Annotated in this window: 11 protein-coding genes; 9 read left to right on the top strand and 2 right to left on the bottom strand. The window is 74.4% G+C overall.

Going from position 1 to position 19079, the window contains the following annotated elements; all coding sequences use genetic code 11:
- Positions 1-3: 3 nt before the first annotated feature.
- Positions 4-555, bottom strand: coding sequence for a hemerythrin domain-containing protein (locus ACIG3E_RS28480; RefSeq protein WP_399622192.1), 552 nt, complete (start codon positions 553-555; stop codon positions 4-6).
- On the bottom strand, positions 548-1759 hold the full coding sequence (locus tag ACIG3E_RS28475; protein ID WP_399622190.1) for a hypothetical protein: 1212 nt from the start codon (positions 1757-1759) through the stop codon (positions 548-550). Before ACIG3E_RS28475 ends, ACIG3E_RS28480 begins: the two co-directional genes overlap by 8 nt.
- 159 nt (positions 1760-1918) lie before the next feature.
- On the opposite strand from ACIG3E_RS28475, the gene ACIG3E_RS28470 reads away from it, so the two are divergent.
- The 9 genes from ACIG3E_RS28470 to ACIG3E_RS28430 all read left to right on the top strand — a co-directional run bounded on the left by ACIG3E_RS28470 (position 1919) and on the right by ACIG3E_RS28430 (position 18976).
- The gene (locus ACIG3E_RS28470; RefSeq protein WP_399622188.1) at positions 1919-2158 is read left to right on the top strand and encodes a hypothetical protein; all 240 of its coding nucleotides are present in this window, start codon (positions 1919-1921) and stop codon (positions 2156-2158) included.
- A gap of 416 nt (positions 2159-2574) precedes the next feature.
- Positions 2575-2814 (top strand): phosphopantetheine-binding protein, encoded by a 240-nt coding sequence (locus ACIG3E_RS28465; protein WP_399622186.1) that lies wholly within the window; start codon positions 2575-2577, stop codon positions 2812-2814.
- Positions 2811-3665 carry a siderophore-interacting protein gene (locus ACIG3E_RS28460; protein WP_399622184.1) on the top strand — a complete coding sequence of 285 codons (855 nt, stop codon included), beginning with the start codon at positions 2811-2813 and terminating at the stop codon, positions 3663-3665. The genes ACIG3E_RS28465 and ACIG3E_RS28460 overlap by 4 nt, the downstream gene beginning before the upstream one ends.
- A gap of 65 nt (positions 3666-3730) precedes the next feature.
- The gene (locus ACIG3E_RS28455) at positions 3731-4726 is read left to right on the top strand and encodes an ABC transporter substrate-binding protein (RefSeq protein WP_399622182.1); all 996 of its coding nucleotides are present in this window, start codon (positions 3731-3733) and stop codon (positions 4724-4726) included.
- Complete coding sequence (locus ACIG3E_RS28450) at positions 4723-5766, top strand: FecCD family ABC transporter permease (protein ID WP_399622181.1); 1044 nt, start codon at positions 4723-4725, stop codon at positions 5764-5766. Before ACIG3E_RS28455 ends, ACIG3E_RS28450 begins: the two co-directional genes overlap by 4 nt.
- A 44-nt stretch (positions 5767-5810) precedes the next feature.
- Positions 5811-6806 (top strand): FecCD family ABC transporter permease, encoded by a 996-nt coding sequence (locus ACIG3E_RS28445; RefSeq protein WP_399622179.1) that lies wholly within the window; start codon positions 5811-5813, stop codon positions 6804-6806.
- Positions 6803-7588: an ABC transporter ATP-binding protein gene (locus ACIG3E_RS28440; protein WP_399622177.1), complete on the top strand. Its 786-nt coding sequence runs from the start codon at positions 6803-6805 to the stop codon at positions 7586-7588. Before ACIG3E_RS28445 ends, ACIG3E_RS28440 begins: the two co-directional genes overlap by 4 nt.
- 1 nt (position 7589) lies before the next feature.
- Positions 7590-17597, top strand: a complete 10008-nt coding sequence (locus ACIG3E_RS28435; RefSeq protein WP_399622175.1) for an amino acid adenylation domain-containing protein — start codon at positions 7590-7592, stop codon at positions 17595-17597.
- Complete coding sequence (locus ACIG3E_RS28430; RefSeq protein ID WP_399622173.1) at positions 17594-18976, top strand: MDR family MFS transporter; 1383 nt, start codon at positions 17594-17596, stop codon at positions 18974-18976. The genes ACIG3E_RS28435 and ACIG3E_RS28430 overlap by 4 nt, the downstream gene beginning before the upstream one ends.
- Positions 18977-19079 lie beyond the last annotated feature (103 nt).

The raw sequence follows: 19079 nt of genomic DNA, 5'->3' as shown, positions 1-19079 counted from the left end.
GTCTCACCCGTCCTTGTCCACCGTGTCCATGGCCTTGCGCACGACGGCGCGGGTGCGCTCGACGAGTGCCGGGAGGGGGCTCTCGGCAGCCGTCGGGCCCAGGGGGGCCAGGGTCCGCGCGGCCCGCACCCCGGCCGCCATGGTCGTGAGGCGGCCGGGCTCGGTGTGTCGGCGCACGTGGGGGAACTCGTACCGTTCCTCGGCGCGGGCGTGCCGCGCCACCTCGGTGCGCAGCACGGCCAGGGCGGGCAGGAACTTGGCGTCCTCCGGATCCACGCCGTCGAGGCGCGAGAGCAGTTCCTTGGCCTCCCCCTCCTCCGTGAGCCGGTCCCGGACGACGTCGCGTCCGCCTGCGAACGCCGTCCGCGCGTAGGGGTGCAGGACCTCCTCCTCGGCCGTCTCGTGCACCGCGAGCAGCCGCACGAGGTGGCGGAAGGCGGTGCGCCGCTCGTCGCCCGTGGTGCGTTCCACCTCGTCGAAGAGGTTGCGGATGTCGCCGTGCTGCCGCATGAGCAGGGTGACGACGTCGCCGTCGCTCGCGGGCGTGTCAGGCATGGCGCTTCCTCTCGCGGGATGCGGTGTCGGGGTGGTCGCCCTCGGGCTGCGAGCGGTACTCGCGCCCGAACAGGTCGGCGTGCTGGGCCATGACCCGCTCGCTCGGCGGCTCCTCGCCGCCGTGGATCCGCTCCTGCATGCTCCGGAACCGCTCGTGCGCGTCCCGCACGTAGCCGGTGCCCAGCGTGGTCAGGTCGATCTGCGTGCCGAGGAGGCCGCGCACGTACTGCTTGTTGGGCTCGAAGGTGAGGACGCCGGGCAGCTCGGGGGCGAGGATCTCCCCCGGATCGCGTCCGTCGTGGCGGCGCATCAGGTCACAGGCGATGCGCAGGTGCTCCAGCTCCATGTTCAGGTGCAGCTCCCAGACGGCCTTCACCTTGGGGTCGGTCTCCTGCTCCATGAAGGAGTGGTAGAGGTAGCACTCGTTGTACTCGTGGGTGACGAGCTGCTCCCACCACGTCTCGCCGGGGTCGACGAGCGACTCGTAGTGGGTGACGTGCTCCTCCTCGACGAGCGCGATCTCCTGGTAGAGCTGGCGCGCGATCGGCTCCATGTACTGCGGGCCGACGTTCATGTAGAAGTTCATGGTCTGCTGCTCGGCGGACATCACGGTCAGCGCGTGCAGCTTGGACAGGGGCTGCGTGGTGGAGCGGTCGTAGGGCTCGCGGACGTTGTCCTCGGGCTGCCGGTGGTGGAGCTTGGTGGGGCGGCCCGGCATGACCTCGGTGAGCTGCTCGACGATCGCGTCGGCCTTGCGGTGCTCGATCATCTCGTAGAGGTTCGCGTACCGGAACAGGTGGTCGAAGTCCTCCAGGACGCCGAACTGGTACGCCTGCTGGAGGTACGGATCAGGCTCCGACCGGGCCACCCAGGCGGTGAGGTCCACCGCGACCTGCTCGTACGCGATGGTCGTCTCCAGGACCGAGGCGAGCCCCGGCAGGAGCCAGTTGACGGCCTTCTGCTGCTGTTGTTCGACGTACCTGACCTCGGCGAGGCGCCGCCGCACCTCAGGGTCGGGGCAGTGGCGGGCGAACTGATGGCTGAAGAGCGCCGCTTCGACCTCGATGCCGTTCATCGTGATGATGCGGCACCGGGTGTACGGATCGCAGTGGTCGGGGTCGATCGGTTCCACGTCCAGTTCGCGCCAGGAGCGTATCTGGCGGTCCAGCGGGATGCCTCGCTGCTCCAGGGGGTTCAGGGTCATCGGGGACTCCTCGGTTTCGCCGTGCCGGACAAGGCCGGCGCCGGGTACCCGGGGCCCGATGGGCGAAACGACGGGCCGGTGCCGGTCGGCCAGACGCCGTCGGCCGCGGGGACGGCACGTCGGACTGCGTCATGCGCGGCGCGGGCGCACGCTGGAGGCATGACAGCAGAGATTGTGGTGCACCGCGCGTCCCCGACCGGCGGCCGACGGGTGGACGTGCACGGGGAGAACGTCGGCGTCGCCCACAGCGTGGCGGACGTGACCGAGTTCCTGCGGCGCGCGGGCCTGGACCTCGACCCGGTGGAAGTCGCCGTGTCGCCGCTGATCGAGTGGCGCGGGGGCGGGCCGGAGGGGTGGGGACAGGGGAGCGGCGGCAGTCAGGAGGCGCCGCGGGGGTGAGGGAGCGGCGCCTCCTGGCTGCCGCCGCGGTCCGCTGTTCGCGCGGTCCGCTGTTCGCGCGGGGCGCGCCGCGAAGCGTCATGACGCAGGGCCATGTGACGTCACGTCATATGGCCCTGCGGCGTTTGTGGCACGCGGTCGCGTCGTGCGAGGTCGTGCGGCGTGAAGATCACTTGCGCACTCCGCCGGTGATTAGTTAGGTTAGCCTTACCTGAGTGGGCGGGGGAGTGTGTGGATTCGGAGCTGGTCACTTTAGGTGTGGGGGCGGCCGCGCGTCGGTCGTGGCCGTGGTCCGGCAGGGGCGTCGCCCCTGTCAACTCCCTTCTCCTCCCGTGTACTTGCCGCCCGGTGCGACACCCCGCCGCCCACCCCGTGCCGACCGCGCCGTCGGCCCCGATGCCCCCAGGAGCCACCCGATGACCCAGACCCTGTCGCCCGAGCAGCTCCGCGCCGACGTCGCGGAGCTGCTCGACTGCGACCCCGCCGAGATCGCGCCCGACGACAACCTGATGGACCACGGTCTGGACTCGGTGCGCATCATGTCCCTCATCGAGCGCTGGCGCGCCGCGGGGGCGGCCACCGTCGAGTTCCCCGACCTGGCCGAGCGGCCCGAACTCGGCCACTGGACAGCGCTGTTGACCGGTGGCGCCGCATGACGCTCAAGGACCACAGGGACCGGCACCTGGAGCGCATCGCGGAGGTCAGGGCGGGCCGCCACGCCGAGAAGGTGGGCTACCCGATCCGCGTCCGGCAGACCGAGGTCGTCCGCACCGCCATGGTCGGCACCGGCCTGCTGCGGCTCACCCTGGGCGGGCCGGGCGCCGCCGGGTTCGAGGCCCACTCCCCGGACGAACACGTGAAGCTGCTCTTCCCGGAGCCGGACGGCACGCTGCGCCTTCCCGAGCCGGACGGGTCGATGCTGCGCTGGCCGCGCCCCGCGCCCACCTCGCGCGAGTACACCGTGCGCCGCTACGACCCCGACGCGGGCGAGATCGACATCGACATCGTCCCGCACGCGGGCGGCCTCGCGTCGGACTGGGCCCACGCGGTCGAGCCCGGTGCCGTCGTGCACGTCGCGGGCCCGCCCGGCGGACTGATCGTCCCGCACGCCTACGACCGCTATCTGTTCGCGGGCGACATCACCGCGCTGCCCGCGATCGCCCGCTGGCTGGAGGAGCTGCCCCGGGACGCGCGCGGCTGGGCCTTCGTCGAAGTCGCCGACGCCGCGCAGGAGATCGACCTGTCCGCGCCCGAGGGCGTCGAGGTGCGCTGGCTGCACCGCGGCGACCGTCCGCCAGGCAGCGGCGACGCCCTGGCGCGAGCCGTGACCGAGGTGACCGTGCCCGAGGGCGAGCGGATCTACGTATGGGTCGCGGGCGAGGCCGGGCAGATCAAGCCGCTGCGCCGCTGGGTCCGCGACGAACTGCGCCTGGACAAGGCCGACCACGACATCACCGGCTACTGGAAGCGCGGCGTCGCCGACTTCGACGACGAGCACGACCACTGACCGTTCCCTCCCCTCCCCACCGCCGCCCCACGAGGCGGCCTCCCCGAACGAGCAAGGAGCTCCACATGTCGATACGCAGATCGTCGGGCCTGGCCGGCGCCGTCGCGCTGGGCCTGGTCCTGACCGGATGCGGGTCGTCCAAGGACGGGTCGGACGCGTCGGACAAGGGCGAGACCCGGGTGTTCGCCGCGGACAACGGCAAGATCAAGATCCCGGTCGAGCCGAAGCGCGTGGTCGCCACCGGCTACGCCGTGCCCGCCATGATCGAGGCCAAGGCGCCGCTGGTCGGCATCTCGTCGTGGAAGCGCGGCGAGCCCATGATGAGCAAGAAGGACCTGGCCATCTACAAGAAGGTCCCCAAGGTCGCGGGCGAGGCGGCGACCGAGACCAACTACGAGGCCATCGCCGAGGCCGAGCCCGACCTGATCGTCATCGGCGTCCCCGCCCCGGTCCTCGGCGACATCGACGTCAAGCGCCTGGAGTCCATCGCCCCGGTCGTGGCGATCGGCCCGACCGTGCCCTCCGCGTGGCGCGAGCTGTCCCGCAAGCAGGCCGACGCGGCGGGCTCGCTCAAGCGGTTCGACTCCCTGCAGTCCAAGTACGAGGCCAAGGCCGCAGGGCTGAAGAAGAAGTACAAGAACGTGCTGCCCCAGCTCAAGCTGGGCCACGTCGGCGCCTACGGCGAGTCCGCCAAGGGCACCTTCCAGCGCGAGTTCGGCCGCTCCTGGGGCACCAACATCGCCGAGGACATCGGCGCCACGTACTACGGCAAGGTCAAGAAGCCCGGGCCCGGCTCCCGCGCGGTCAGCGAGTACCCCTCCATCGAGGAGCTCCCGGCCTCGCTGCGCGACGCCGACGCCATCACGTACACGGTGATGGCCGACGGCAGCGTCCCGAAGTCGGTCCAGTACGTCATGGACTCGAAGCTGTGGAAGAACCTCCCCGCCGTCAAGGCGAAGAAGACCTTCCCGATCCGCTACACCGAGGCCGCGACCTACGGGCAGGCCATGCAGACCCTGGACGCGATCGACGAGTCGTTCGCTCCGCTCCTGAAGCGGTGACCGTCGCGGGCCGCGCGTCCGGAGCGGCATCCACCGGGCAGGTGGCGGCACCCGCCGAGCGGGACGCGCCGCGGATCGGGCTGCTCGTCGGCGGCCTGGTGCTGCTCGCGGCCGTCGCCGTGCTCAGCATGGGCGTCGGTGCCCGCTCGGTGCCGCCCATGGAGGTCGTACGGGCGCTGTTCGACTTCCAGGGCACCGACGACCACGTGGTCGTGCGGGACGTCCGGGCGCCCCGCGCGCTGCTCGCCGTCGCGGTGGGCGCCGCCCTCGCGGTGGCGGGCGCGCTGATCCAGACGCTGGCCCGCAACCCCCTGGCCGAGCCCGGCATCCTCGGTGTCACCGCGGGCGCCGGGTTCGCCATCACCATCGGCTCCGCGCTCGGCCTGGCCGGCGGGCAGGCGGGCGAACTGGGCTTCGCCGTCACGGGCTCCGTGCTCGCGGCCCTGCTCGTCGCCGCCGTCGGGCGGCACTCACCGCTGCGCCTGGTGCTCGCGGGCGTCGCCCTGACCGCGGTCCTGAGCGGCGTCGCCCTCGGCCTGCGCCTGATCCTCCCGGACGCCTTCGACACCTACCGCTTCTGGTCGGTCGGCTCGCTCGCGGGCCGTGAACAGGCGCCGCTGGCATGGCCGTTGACCGCGATCGCGGTGTGTCTGATCGGCGCGCTGCTGCTGAGCCGGGCGCTGAACGTCCTGAGCCTCGGCGAGAGCGTGGCGCACACCCTGGGCGCGAGCGTGGTCCGCGTGCGGGCCGCCGCCCTCGTGCTGATCACCGTGCTCAGCGGGGCGGCCACGGCGGTGGCCGGGCCGATCCTGTTCGTCGGCCTGATCGTGCCGCAGCTGGTCCGCAGGCCCGCCGGAGGCTCCGTGCCGTGGCTGGTCCTCTACACGATGGTGCTCGGCCCGATCCTGCTCCTCGTCGCCGACATGGGCTCGCGGGTCCTGCTGCCCACCGGCGAGGTGCCGGTGGCCATCGTGACCGCGTTCCTCGGCGGACCCATGCTGATCTGGGCGGTCCGCCGCCACGGGGCGGGGGCACTGTGAACACGCCGAACACGACCGCCGTACGCACCCGGCGGGGAAGTGCCGTGAGCGCGCTCGGACTGCGGGTCGAACGCCGCACGGTGGTGCTCGTCGCGGTCCTGACCGCCCTGATCCTGGCCCTCGGCCTGCTGGGCCTGTGCTACGGCGCGTCCTGGAAGACCCCCAGGGAGGTGTTCGCCGCGCTCAGCGGGGCCGAGCCCTCCGTGGTGATCCAGGACTGGCGGCTGCCGCGGGTCCTGGCCGCCCTCGTCTTCGGTGCCGCGCTCGGCGTGGCCGGGGCCCTCTTCCAGAACCTCACCCGCAACCCCATGGGCAGCCCCGACGTGATCGGCCTCGACGCGGGCGCCTACACCGGCGCCCTGGTCGCCCTCACCGTCCTCTCGGGCACCTCCGCGCAACTGGCCCTCGGCTCGGTGCTCGGCGGTCTCGTCGTCGCCGCCGTGATCTACCTCCTCGCGTACGACCGGGGCTTCTCCGGGCTGCGCCTCGTGGTGATCGGCGTCGCCGTCAACGCCATGGTGACCGCGCTCAACTCGTGGATCGTGCTGCGCGCCGAGCTGGAGGTCGCCATCGCCGCGGTCGGCTGGAGCGCGGGCTCCCTCAACGACGTGGGCTGGGACGACGTCGGCATCCCCTTCGCCGTCATCGGCGTCCTGCTGGCCCTGATCGCCACCCGGGCCCACGCCATGCACCAGGCCTCGCTCGGTGACGCCGTCGCCGTGACCACGGGGGTCGGACTCGACCGGCTGCGGCTCCTCATGGTCGTCGTCGGCGTCGGCTGCACGGCCACGGTGACCGCGGTCGCCGGTCCGATCGCGTTCATCGCCCTGGCCGCCCCGCAGATCGGCCGCAGGCTCGCGGGCGCGCCCGGCGTCCCGCTGCTGCCCGCCGCGCTGACCGGCGCGGTCCTGTTGCAGGGCGCGGACCTGATCGCCCAGATGCTCCTCGCCCCCGTCTCCCTGCCGGTCGGCGTGGTGAGCACCGCGATCGGCGGCTGCTATCTGATCTGGCTGCTGACCAAGGAGGTGAGGCGCGCGTGAGCGCACGCCTGACCGCGCGGGACATCACCCTGCGCTACGGAGACCGCGTGGTCTCCACCCGGCTGAGCCTCGACGTCCCCGACGGCGCGTTCACCGCCATCGTCGGCCCCAACGCGTGCGGGAAGTCCACCCTGTTGCGGGCTCTCGTACGTCTCCTGCGCCCCGACTCCGGGCACGTCGAGCTCGACGGCCGCGAGGTCGGCGGCTACGCGCCCAAGGCCCTGGCCAAGCAGCTCGGCTTCCTGCCGCAGGACCCGCTGGCCCCCGAGGACATCAAGGCCCGCCAGCTGGTGGCCCGGGGACGCTTCCCGCACCAGTCGCTCCTGGCCCTGTGGTCGCCCCGGGACGAGGAGGCCGTCACCGCGGCCATGGCCGCCGCGGGCGTCGCCGACCTGGCCGACCGGCCGGTGCGGGAGCTGTCCGGCGGCCAGCGCCAGCGGGTCTGGATGGCCATGGTGCTCGCCCAGGAGACCCCCCACCTGCTGCTCGACGAACCGACGTCCTTCCTGGACATCACCCACCAGTACCAACTGCTCGGCCTCCTTGCCCGGTTGCGCGACGAGGGCCGCACGGTCATCGCCGTCCTGCACGACATCAACCAGGCGTGCCGCTTCGCCGACCACCTGGTCGCCATGAAGGACGGCCGGGTGGTCGCCGAGGGCGAGCCCGGCGCCGTCGTGGACGCCGCGCTGATCAAGGACGTGTTCGACCTGCCGAGCATCATCGTCCCCGACCCCGTGACGGACACGCCGATGGTCGTCCCCACCCTGCAAGGAGAGTGAATTGAGCACCGCACGCGTGTCCTCGGACGGGCTGCTCGACCTGACGAGGGCCCAGCTGGGCATCTGGAACGCCCAGCGCCTCGAACCGGACTCGCCGTACTACGTGGTCGGCGACGTCGTGGAGATGTCCGGCGACGCACCGGTCGACCTGGACGCCCTGGTCGAGGCGGTCCGCGCCACCACCGAGGAGGCCGAGACGCTGCGGCTGCGGGTGCGCGAGACGCCGGACGGGCCGCGGCAGTGGGTCAGCGACGAGCCGGTCCCGGCGCCCGAGGTGGTTGACGTCAGCGCCGCGGCCGACCCCGCGGCCGCGGCGGCCGCGCTCGTCGACGCCGAGCGCGCGCGGGCGGGCGAGACCTGTCGAGGCATGGTAGAACGAACGCTCTATTCACGCCTCGTCATCAAGCTCTCCGACCGCGAGGTCTGGTACACCCAGCTCGGCCACCACCTGGTCTTCGACGGCTACACCGCCGCGATGCTCGCCCGGCGCACCGCCGCCCGCTACACCGCCCTGGTGCGCGGCGCCGAGCCGCCCAGGGCGACCTTCGGCTCCTTCGCCGACCTCGTCGCCGCCGACCGGGCCTACCGGGACAGCGACCAGGCCGCCGAGGACCGCGCGTACTGGGTCGAGCGGTTCACCCCGCTGCCCGACCTCGGCGACGCCGACACCGCCGCGGGCCCGCCCGAACACACCCTCACCGCCCGCGCCGTCGTCCCGGCCGACCAGGTCGCCCGGCTGCGCGCCTTCGCCGACGAGGCGGGCGTCACCTGGGGCGAGGCACTGATCGCCGGATACGCGGCGTTCCTGCACCGCATGCTGGGCCGCACCGACGTGGTGTTCGCGCTGCCCCTGATGTGCCGCACCGGCTCGACCGAACTGCGCACCCCCGCCATGGCGGTGAACGTCCTGCCGCTGCGGGTGACCGTGCGCCCCGGCGACGGCCTCGGCGAGCTGAGCCGCGCGGTCGCCGCCGCGATGAAGGAGATGCGCGACCACCAGCGCTACCGCGGCGAGGACCTGCCCCGCGACCTCGGCGTGCCCGGCGCGGGCGCGCTCCTCCACGGACGCGGCATCAACCTCAAGGCGTTCGACCTCACCCTCGACTTCGCCGGGGCCACCGGAGTGATGCGCAACGTCGCGGGCGGCCCGCCGGAGGACATGGGCCTGAGCGTCCTGCCCACCCGCGACGGCGGCCTCCTGCTCGGCTTCGAGGTCGACGCCCGCACCAACGACCAGGCCACGGTCGACGGCAAGCTGACCGGCCTGCGGACCCTGCTCGCCGGGCTCACCGACGGCCTCCCCGTCGGGCGGATCGCCCTGACCGACGACGTGGACCACCTCCTCGCCGACTGGGCGCCGCCCGCCCTGCCCGGGACACCGGCGGACGTGCCCACCGCCTTCGCCGCGATGGCCGCGGCCGACCCCGCGCACACCGCCCTGGTGTGCGGCGCCGAGCACCTCAGTGCCGGGGACCTGGCGGGCCGGGTGCACCGCGTCGCCCGCGCGCTGCGGGCCCGCGGCATCGGGCCCGACGACCTCGTGGCCCTGGCCCTGCCGCGCTCCGCGGACCTGGTGGTCGCGCTGCTCGCGGTCCTCGACGCGGGCGCCGCCTGCCAGCCCCTGGACGCCGCGCACCCCGCCGAGCGGCTGCGCGAACTGATCGACGACACCCGGCCCGCCCTCGTCCTCACCGACGGCACGCTCGACGGACTGCCCTGGACCACTTTGCTTCAGGAGGCCGCCGACCTGTCCGACGCGCCGCTGCGGGACGAGGAGTTGGCGGCGCCCCGCCACCCCGAGCACCTCGCCTACGTCATCCACACCTCCGGGTCGACCGGCCGCCCCAAGGGCGTCCTCGGCCGGGTCGGCGGCCTCGCCGCGCTCTTGCACCACCAGCGGACGACGGTCGTCGCCGAGGCCGAAGGGGCCGCGGGCAGACGGCTGCGCGTCGCCCACACGTACTCCTTCGCCTTCGACTCCGCCCTCGACCACCTGGTGTGGCTGCTGTGCGGGCACACCCTGCACGTCTACGACGCCGAGACCGCGCGCGACGCCGACGCCCTGCTCGCCGCGTACGCCCGCGACGGCATCGACGTCGTGGACACCACGCCGTCGATGGCCGCGCCGCTGATCGACGGCGGCCTGCTCGACCTGCGCCCGACGCTCCTCGTCCTCGGCGGCGAGGCCACCCCGCCCGCCCTGTGGCGGCGGGTCGCCGCCTCCGGGATCACCGCGCGCAACCTGTACGGACCCACCGAGGCGACCGTGGACGCCACCACCGCCCGGATCTCGGGCGAGGAGCCCACGATCGGCCACCCGCTCGCGGGCACCCGGATCCTGCTGCTCGACCACGCGCTGCAGCCGGTGCCGCACGGCACCGCGGGCGAGCTGTACCTGGCGGGACCGCACCTGGCCCGCGGCTACCTCGGCAGGCCCGGGGCGAGCGCAGAGCGTTTCGTGGCCGACCCGTTCGGCGCGCCCGGACAGCGGATGTACCGCACCGGCGACCAGGGCCGCTGGGTGCCCGGGCGTGGCCTGGAGTACCTGGGCCGCGGCGACGGACAGCTCAAGATCCGTGGCCACCGGGTGGAGACCGGCGAGGTCGAGGCCGCGCTCGGCGCGGTCCCCGGCGTCACCGCGGCGGCCGCCACGGTGCGCTCGGCCCGCCTGGTCGGCTACGTCGTGTCCGCCACGGCCACCGGCGACGCCGTGCGCGCCCACCTGGCCGAGCGGCTGCCCGAGCACATGGTGCCCGCGGCCGTGGTGGTCCTCGACGCCCTGCCCGTCACCCCCAACGGCAAGCTCGACCGCGCCGCCTTGCCCGCGCCCGCGGCCACCGGCGGCGGCCGGGAGCCGCGCACCGAGCGGGAGCGGCTGCTCTGCGCCGTCCTCGCCGAGGTGTTCGACGTCGAACGCGTGGGCGTGGACGACGACTTCTTCGCCCTCGGCGGCGACAGCATCACCGCCATCACCGTCAGCAGCCGACTGCGGGCCAAGGGCTTCGAGCTGCGCCCCCGCGATCTGCTGGCACGCCGCAGCTTCGCCGCCCTGGCCGCCTCGGCCGCCGCGGTCGAGGAGGACGGCACGGTCGACGAGCACGGCGTGGTCGACGAGGACGGCGCCCGGATCACGGACGACCCGACCGGGCCCGTGCCCGCGCCGCCGATCGTGCGCGGCCTGCTCGACCCGCACCCGGACGTCGACACCGTCGCCGGATACGCCCAGTGGACCGCCCTGCGCGTCGACGACCTCGCCCACAAGGACCTGGCCCGAGGCGTCCAGACCGTACTCGACCACCACGACGCGCTGCGGCTGCGCGCGGACGACGGCGTCCTGGAGGTGCTGCCCCGCGGGGCGGTGCGTGCCGTCGTCAACGAGGTGCACGGCGAGGACGTGACCGCCCTTGCCGAGCGCCTCGCCGGTGAACTCGACCCGCGCTCCGGCGACGTGCTGCGCGCCACCCTGGTGCGGACCGGCGATGGCGCCCCGGACCGGCTGGTCCTCGTCGTCCACCACCTCGCCATGGACGGCGTGTCCTGGCGCGTCCTGCTGCCCGACCTGCACACGGCCTGCACCGGCGGCGCCCTCGCCCCGGTCGGCGCGTCCTGGCGGCGGCATGCCACGCTCCTCGCCGAGCAGGGCGCCTCCGGCGCGCGCCGCGGCGAACTCGACCACTGGCGCACCGCGCTCGACGCCGCGCCCCGCCTCGGGGACCGGCCCCTGGACCAGCGGCGGGACACGGTCGCCACCGCCCACCGCTCGGTCACCGTGGCCTCGCCCGAGACCACCGAAGCGCTCCTGACCACCCTGCCCGCGGCCTACCGCGCCGGTGTCGACGAGGTCCTCCTCGCCGCGCTCGTGCTGGCCCTGCGCACCTGGGGCGTCAGTGGCGACGCGGTGACCGTGACGATGGAGGGCCACGGCCGCGAACACCTCGACCTGGCGCGCACGGTCGGCTGGTTCACCAGCGAGTACCCGGTGCGCGTGCCCGCGTCCGACGACGTGGGGCGGCTGCTGCGCGCCGCCAAGGAGGCCCGCCGCTCCGTCCCCGACGGCGGCGTCGGCTACGGCGTCCTGCGCCACCTCGACCCGCGGACCGGCCCCGAACTCGCGGAGACCCCGCCGCCGGACGTGCTCCTGAACTACCTGGGCCGCTTCGCCCAGTTGACCGGCACCGGCTGGCGCCTGCCGGAGCGGGACGCCTTCGCCGTCACCGAACCCGACGGCAAGGCCCTGGAACAGGTCCTCGCCCTCAACTGCTTCGTCCACGAGGAGGGCGCGCCGCGCCTGGCCGTGGAGTGGACCGCCGCGACCGAGGTGCTCCCCGCCGACGCCGTGACGGCCCTGCAGACGGCCTGGGCCGCCGCGCTGGATGCCCTCGCCGCGCACGCGCGCCACACCTCCGGCGGGCTCACCCCGTCCGACCTGCCGTTCGTCGACCTCGACCAGGACGCCATCGACGCCCTCGAACGCACCGGCCGCGTCGCCGACGTCCTGCCCGCGACACCGCTGCAACTCGGCCTGTCCTTCCACACGTTGGTCCGCGAGGAACAGGACACCGACGTCTACGTCGTCCAGGCCGTGACGACCCTGGTCGGCGACCTCGACCCGGACCGGATGGCCGAGGCCGCGCGGGAGCTGCTGCGCCGCAACGCCGCGCTGCGGGCGTACCTCGGCACGGCCGGGGACGACGTGGTGCAGGTGATCCCCGCCGACGTCGCCCTGGACTGGCGGCAGGACGACCGCTTCGACGAGGCTGTCCGTGCCGAGCTGGAACGACCGTTCTATCCAGAGCGGCCACCACTGATCCGCTTCCTGCTGTCCCGCGTCGGCCCGCGGGAGCACAAGCTGGTGATCACCAATCACCACGCCCTGCTCGACGGCTGGTCCATGCCGCTGGTCGGCCGCACCCTGCTCGCGATCTACGCCGAGCTGGGCGGCGGCCCCGCCGCACCCACCGCCCCGCCGCTCTCGGAGTACTTCCGCTGGCTGGCCGGGCGGGACCACGAGGCGTCCCTGGCCGCCTGGCGCACCGCCCTCGAAGGCGTCGACGACGCCACGCGCCTCGCCCCCGCGAGCACCGTCACCGGCGTCGAGCGGCCCGGGCGCGTCAGCGTCGACCTCGGCCGGGAGTTCAGCGACCGCCTACGGGCCTTCGCCCGCGCCCAGGGCGTCACCCTGACCACCGTGCTCCAGACGGCCTGGGGCCTGCTGCTCGGCAGGCTCACCGGGCGCCGCGACGTGGTGTTCGGCTGCCCGGTGTCCGGGCGGCCTGCCGAGGTCGACGGCGTCGAGTCGATGATCGGCCAGCTCGGCACCACCGTCCCGGTGCGCGTGGCCCACCCCCAGGACCGCACCGCGCGGGACCTCCTGGCGGACGTGCACGCCCAGAGCGTGGCCCTCGCCGACCACCACCACGTCGGCCTGCCCGCGATCCAGCGCGCGGTGGGCGTCGGCGAGCTGTTCGACACGATGCTGGTCATGGAGAACTTCCCGCTCTCCAGCCGCAAGCGCACCCCGCTCGCTCCCGGCCTCGACCTGGCCGGTGTGGACATCACCGACGCCACGCACTACGCGCTGACCGTGATCGTGATCCCCGACGACGCCCTCACCATCGGCCTGGGCTACCAGCCGAGCGCCTTCGCCGAGTCGACGGTGCGCGACTACGGCCGCTGGCTGCTCAACCTCCTGCGGGAGATCGTCGCCGACCCGGCGCGCCCCGCCGTCCGGCTGCCCGCCCTCGACCCCGAGGAGCGGCAGCGGATGCTGCGCACCGGCACCGAGGCCGTCCCCGCCAAGGCCCGCGGCCACTGGCTGGAGGAGTTCGCCGCCTGGGTGCGCCACAAGCCCGACGCGGAGGCCCTGGTCTGCCGCGACCGCAGCCTCAGCTACGCCGAGCTCGACCGCGCCGCCAACCGCCTCGCCCACGCCCTGATCGCCCGCGGGGTACGGCCCCAGGACCCGGTCGCCGTGCTCCTGGGACGCGATGTCGAGATGACCGTGGCCCTGTTCGGCGTGGCCAAGGCGGGCGCGGTGTACGTCCCCCTCGACCCGAGCTACCCGCGCGAGCGCCTGGCGTACATGCTCGACGACATCGCCCCGGCCGCCGCCGTGACGACCGGGGCCGAACTGCCCGCCGCACGCGACATCCCGGTCCTGCGCCTTGACGACCCGGCCACGCTCGCCGCCGCCCCCGACACCGACCCGGCCGAGGCGCGCGCGAGGCTCACCGACGACGCGCTCGCCTACGTGATCTACACCTCCGGCACCACGGGGCGTCCCAAGGGCGTCGGCGTCACCCACCGGGGCGTGCCCGATCTGATCGCCCTCCAGGAGGAGGTCGTCGGCGTCACCGAGCACGACCGGTATCTGCACTTCGCGTCGACGAGCTTCGACGTGGCGTTCTGGCAGACGATGGTGCCGCTGCTGTCCGGCGGCACCTCCGTGATCGCCCCCGAGGAGGTCCGCGTCCCCGGCGACGAACTCCTCGACTACATCGTCGAGCACCGGGTGACCGGAGTGAACCTGCTGCCGTCGTTCCTGGCCGCGATGCCGGACGACCGCACCGTCGACCCCGACGTGTTCTTCGTCGTCGGCGCCGAGCGCCTCGACCCGGAACTGGCCAGGCGCTGGGGCACGGGCCGCAAGGCGCTGTTCAACGCCTACGGCCCCACCGAAGTCACCATCAACTCCGTGACCTGGCACTACGAGGCGGACGACCCCGGCCCGCTGCCGATCGGCCGCCCCGACCCCCATGTGCGCGCCTACGTCCTCGACGGCGGGCTCCAGCCCGTCGGCGTCGGCGTCACGGGCGAGCTGTACCTCGGCGGGCCCAGCGTGGCCCGCGGCTACCTCGGCCGCCCCGGCCTGACGTCCGAGCGGTTCGTCGCCGACCCGTTCGGCGCGCCGGGGGAGCGCGCGTACCGCACCGGAGACCTCGTACGGTGGCGGCCTGACGGGCAGCTGGTGTCCCTCGGGCGCGTCGACCACCAGGTGAAGGTCCGCGGCTTCCGCGTGGAGCTGGGCGAGATCGAGTCCACGCTGACCCGCCACCCCGACGTGCGCGCCAGCGCGGTGCTCGTGCGCGAGGACCGGCTCGTCGGCTACGTCATCCCCACCGACGGCGCGGACCTGGACACCGAGGAGGTGCGCGCGTACCTGGCGGGCGAACTGCCCGACCACATGGTGCCGACCGCGTTCGTGGAGCTCGACCGGCTGCCGCTGAGCCCCAGCGGCAAGCTCGATGCCGCCGCCCTCCCCGCCCCCGAGACCGCGGCCGCCGCGCGCCGCGCACCGGCCACACAGGCCGAGGCGGTCCTGCTCGGCGTGTTCCAGGACGTCCTCGGCACCGAGGACATCGGCCCCGACGACGCCTTCTTCGCCATCGGCGGCGACAGCATCGTGTCCCTGCAAGTGGTCTCGCGCGCCCGCCGCAAGGGCCTCGGCCTGACCGCCCGGGACGTGTTCGAGGGCGAAACGGTCGCCGGGATCGCGGCGCGCGCCCGCACCCTGGACGACGCCGCCGGTCCCGTGACCGGGGACGCCCCGCTGACCCCGGTCATGCGGGACCTGCTGCGCCGCGCGGGCACCGCCGCCGACGGGTTCTGCCAGTGGGTGGAGATCTGCGTACCGCCGGGCGGCGACGAGGCGACCTGGCGCGCCGCGCTCGACGCGCTCCTGGCCCGGCACGACGTGCTGCGGGCCCACCTGGTGGCCGACGCCCTGCGCATCCCCCAGGTCGGCGCGGTGACCGCCGCCGACGTCCTGACGTGCGTAGCGACGGACGACGAGCCGCGGGACCTGGTCGACGCCCACATCGCCGAGGTCCGCGAGGCCTTGGACCCGCGCACCGGGCCGCTCCTGCGCGCCCTGTGGGTCGACGCCGGAGCCGAACGGCCGGGCAGGCTCGTCCTCGTCGCCCACCACCTGGTGGTCGACGGCGTGTCCTGGCGCGTCCTCCTCGACGACGTGCGCCACGCCTCCTCCGGTGGCGCCCTGGCCCGGCACGGCCAGTCGTTCCTCGCCTGGGCGCGCTCCCTGCGCGACGCCGACCGGGGGGCCGAACTGCCGCACTGGCAGGGCATGACCGCCACCCCGGCGCTCGCCGGGCCGCTCGACCCCGCCCGGGACACCGCGGCCACCGCGGCGCACCACGAGATCCGGCTCCCCGCCGACACGACCCGCGCCCTGATCTCGACCCTGCCCGCCGCCTACCGCAGCACCCCCGACGCCGTCCTCCTGACGGCGCTCGCCCAGGCGGTCCACGCCTGGCGCGGCACCCCGGAGGTCCTCGTCGCCCTGGAGAGCCACGGCCGTCCGAGCCGGGTCGACCTGTCGGGGACCGTCGGCTGGTTCACCGCCGTGCACCCCGTACGGCTCGACGCGCGCGACGACGTACGGGCCGTCAGGGAACGCCTGCGTGCCCAGGGCGACGGCCTCGGCCACGGCATCCTCACCGCCGCGGGCCTGCTTGACCCGGCGACGCCGGAGGTCGCCTGGAACTACCTCGGCCAGTACCCCGGCGCCCCGACCGAGGAGACGCCCTGGCAGCCCGCCCCCGACGCCGACCCGCTCGGCTCCGGCGGCACCGGCGACCTGCCCCTGCCGCACGCCCTCATGGTCAACGCCCTGGTGCGCGACGACGCGCTGGGGGTGCGGATCACCTGGCCGTCCGCGCTGTTCACCGCCGCCGAGATCGAGGAGCTCGCCGAGTACCTGCGGGCCGCGCTCCTGCGCACGGCCGCGGCGCCGGAGATCAGCGCGCTCGCCGGGGACCGGCCGATCGCCGAGGTGCAGCCGCTGACGCCGTTGCAGGAGGTGATGCTGCGGCACGCGCGCACCGAGCGCCCCGACCCGTACACCGTGCAGTCGACGTTCACGCTCGCCGGGCCGCTCGACGTCGACGCCCTGCGCGCCGCGGGCACCGGCCTGCTGGCCCGGCACCCGAACCTGGGCGCCGTGTTCCCCGCGGACCTCGCGGTGATCCCCCAGTCGCCCCGGCCGGACTTCCGGGTGTCCGACGGGCCCGCCGACGAGGTCTTGGCGGCCGATCTGGCCGAGCCGTTCGACCTGGCCGAAGGGCCGCTCGTGCGGCTGACCGTGATCCGCCGCGGCCCCGACCTCGCGGACCTGGTCCTGACCACCCATCACGTCCTGTCCGACGGCTGGTCGGCACCGCGCATCCTGACCGAGCTGTTCGCCCTGTACGCCGCCCGCGTCCGGGGCCAGGAGGCGGACCTGCCCGCTCCCGTGCCGTTCGGCGCCTATCTGCGCTGGCGCGCGGAGCACGAGCCCGACCTCGCCGTCTGGGCCGCGGAGCTGGACGGCCTGCCCGAGGGCGACCACCTGGGCGGCGGCGAGCCCGGACCGACCTGGCAGGAGCCCACGCTCCTCACCTTCGACGCGTCCCTGGTGGCGGGCCTCGCCCGGCTCGCCGCGCACCGCGGCCTGACCCAGAACACGCTGGTGCAGGGCGCGTGGGCGGTGCTCCTCGCCCGGCGCTCCGGGCGCGCGGACGTCTGCTTCGGCGCCATGGTCGCCTGCCGCCCCCCGGAGCTCGACGGGGTCGAGGAGATCATCGGTCTGCTCGCCAACACCGTGCCCGTCCGCGCCCGCCTCGACGGCACGCTCGCCGAGGCCCTCACCGACCTCCAGGCCCGCCAGCGGACCCTGGTCGAGCACCAGCACGTCGCCCTGACCGACCTGGAGCGGCTGACCGGGCGCCACCGCCTCTTCGACAGCCTCGTGGTGTTCGAGAACTATCCGGTCGACCCCGACCGGCTGCGCGCACCCGCCCCCGGGCTCACGGTCGTCGGCACCCGCTTCCGCGAGGCCACCCACCACCCGGTGACCCTGACGGTCATGCCGGACGGCGACGGCTGGACGGGCGTGCTCGCCCCCCGCGCCGGGGTGGACGTCGACGGCATCGCCGACGAACTCCTCGCCCTGCTGCGCACCTTGGGCGACCACCTCGACACCGACGTACGCGACCTCCTGGAGCACCGATGAGCGAGAAGGTCGCACCGCCGCCCGCGCGGGTCGACGCCGACCTGCTGCGCATCGCGTTCATCCTGGTGCTCGGCACCTTCATGGCCACGGTGGACGCCACGATCGTCAGCGTCGGCATCGACACCCTGTCCGCGGAGTTCGGCGCCTCGGTCACCGAGATCCAGTGGGTCTCCACCGCCTATCTGCTCGCGGTGGTGGCCGCCGTGCCCGCGTCCGGCTGGCTCGCGGGGCGGTTCGGCGGCCGCCGGACGTGGCTCGCCGCCGTCGGCGTGTTCCTGCTCGGCTCGGCGCTGTGCGCGCTCGCCTGGTCGGCGGCCAGCCTCATCGTGTTCCGGGCGGTCCAGGGCCTCGGCGGCGGGATGCTGCCCGCCACCGGGCAGGCGCTGCTCGCCCGGATCGCGGGACGGGAGCGCACCGGCCGGGTGATCAGCGTCGTCTCGGTCGTGCCGCTCCTGTCCCCGGTCCTCGGCCCGCTGGTCGGCGGCTCCCTCCTCGGCGTCGCCTCCTGGCCCTGGCTGTTCCTGGTGAACCTGCCGATCGGCGCCGCGGCGATGGTCCTCGCCCGCCGCTACGTGCCCGAGGTGCCGCCGTCGCCCCGGCGCACGGCGTTCGACCTGCGCGGCGCGGCCCTGCTCTCGCCCGGCCTGGCCGTGCTGGTCTTCGGCCTCACGGAGGTCGCCCACGGCCGGGCCCTGCCCGCCGCGCTCGGCGTCTCGGCGGGCCTGGCCATGCTCGTCGCCTTCACGGTGCACGGGCTGCGCACGAGCCGCACCCCGCTGGTCGACCCGCGGCTCTTCACCCGGCCGCCGTTCGGCGCCGCCGCCCTCGCGCTGCTCGTCCTGGGCGCGTCGGTGTTCGGCACGATGTTCCTGCTGCCGCTGTACTTCCAGACGGGCCGCGGCCTGACGCCGTGGGAGGCCGGGCTGCTGCTCGCCCCCCAGGGCCTGGGCGCGGCGGCCGGATCGGTCCTCGTCAACCGGACCATCGACACGGTCGCGCCCCGGACCCTGGTGCTCACGGGCATCGCGCTGATCAGCGCGGGCACCGTCCCGTTCACCCAACTCGGCCACGAGCCCCCGGACCTCGTGATCGCCGCAGCCCTCACCGTGCGCGGCGTGGGGATGGCCATGATCGGCGCGCCGGTGATGAACATCGTCTACAGCCGCATCGAACCCGAGCACCTCCCGCGCGCCTCCGGAGCGCTCAACCTGCTCAACACCGTGGGCGGTTCGCTCGGCACCGCCGTCCTCGCGGTGGTCCTGCAGAACCGGCTCTCCGCCCACGACGCCGACGTCTCCTGGGCGTTCGGCGACACCTTCTGGTGGGTGCTCGGCTTCTGCCTGTTCGCCGCCGCCGGGGCGACGCGCCTTCGGCGCTAGAGCCGGAGCCCCTGCACCAGGGGGACACGGTACGTCCCCGCGTTCTTACGCGGTTTTGCCGTTGCTCTGCCGTTGCTGTGCGGCACGCCCCGCATCGTGGTGC

Source organism: Streptomyces sp. NPDC053474 (genome assembly GCF_044544845.1).
Lineage (GTDB): Bacteria > Actinomycetota > Actinomycetes > Streptomycetales > Streptomycetaceae > Streptomyces.
The sequence above is the reverse complement of the archived record's forward strand: the minus strand, read 5'-3'. Positions and strand labels throughout refer to the sequence as shown.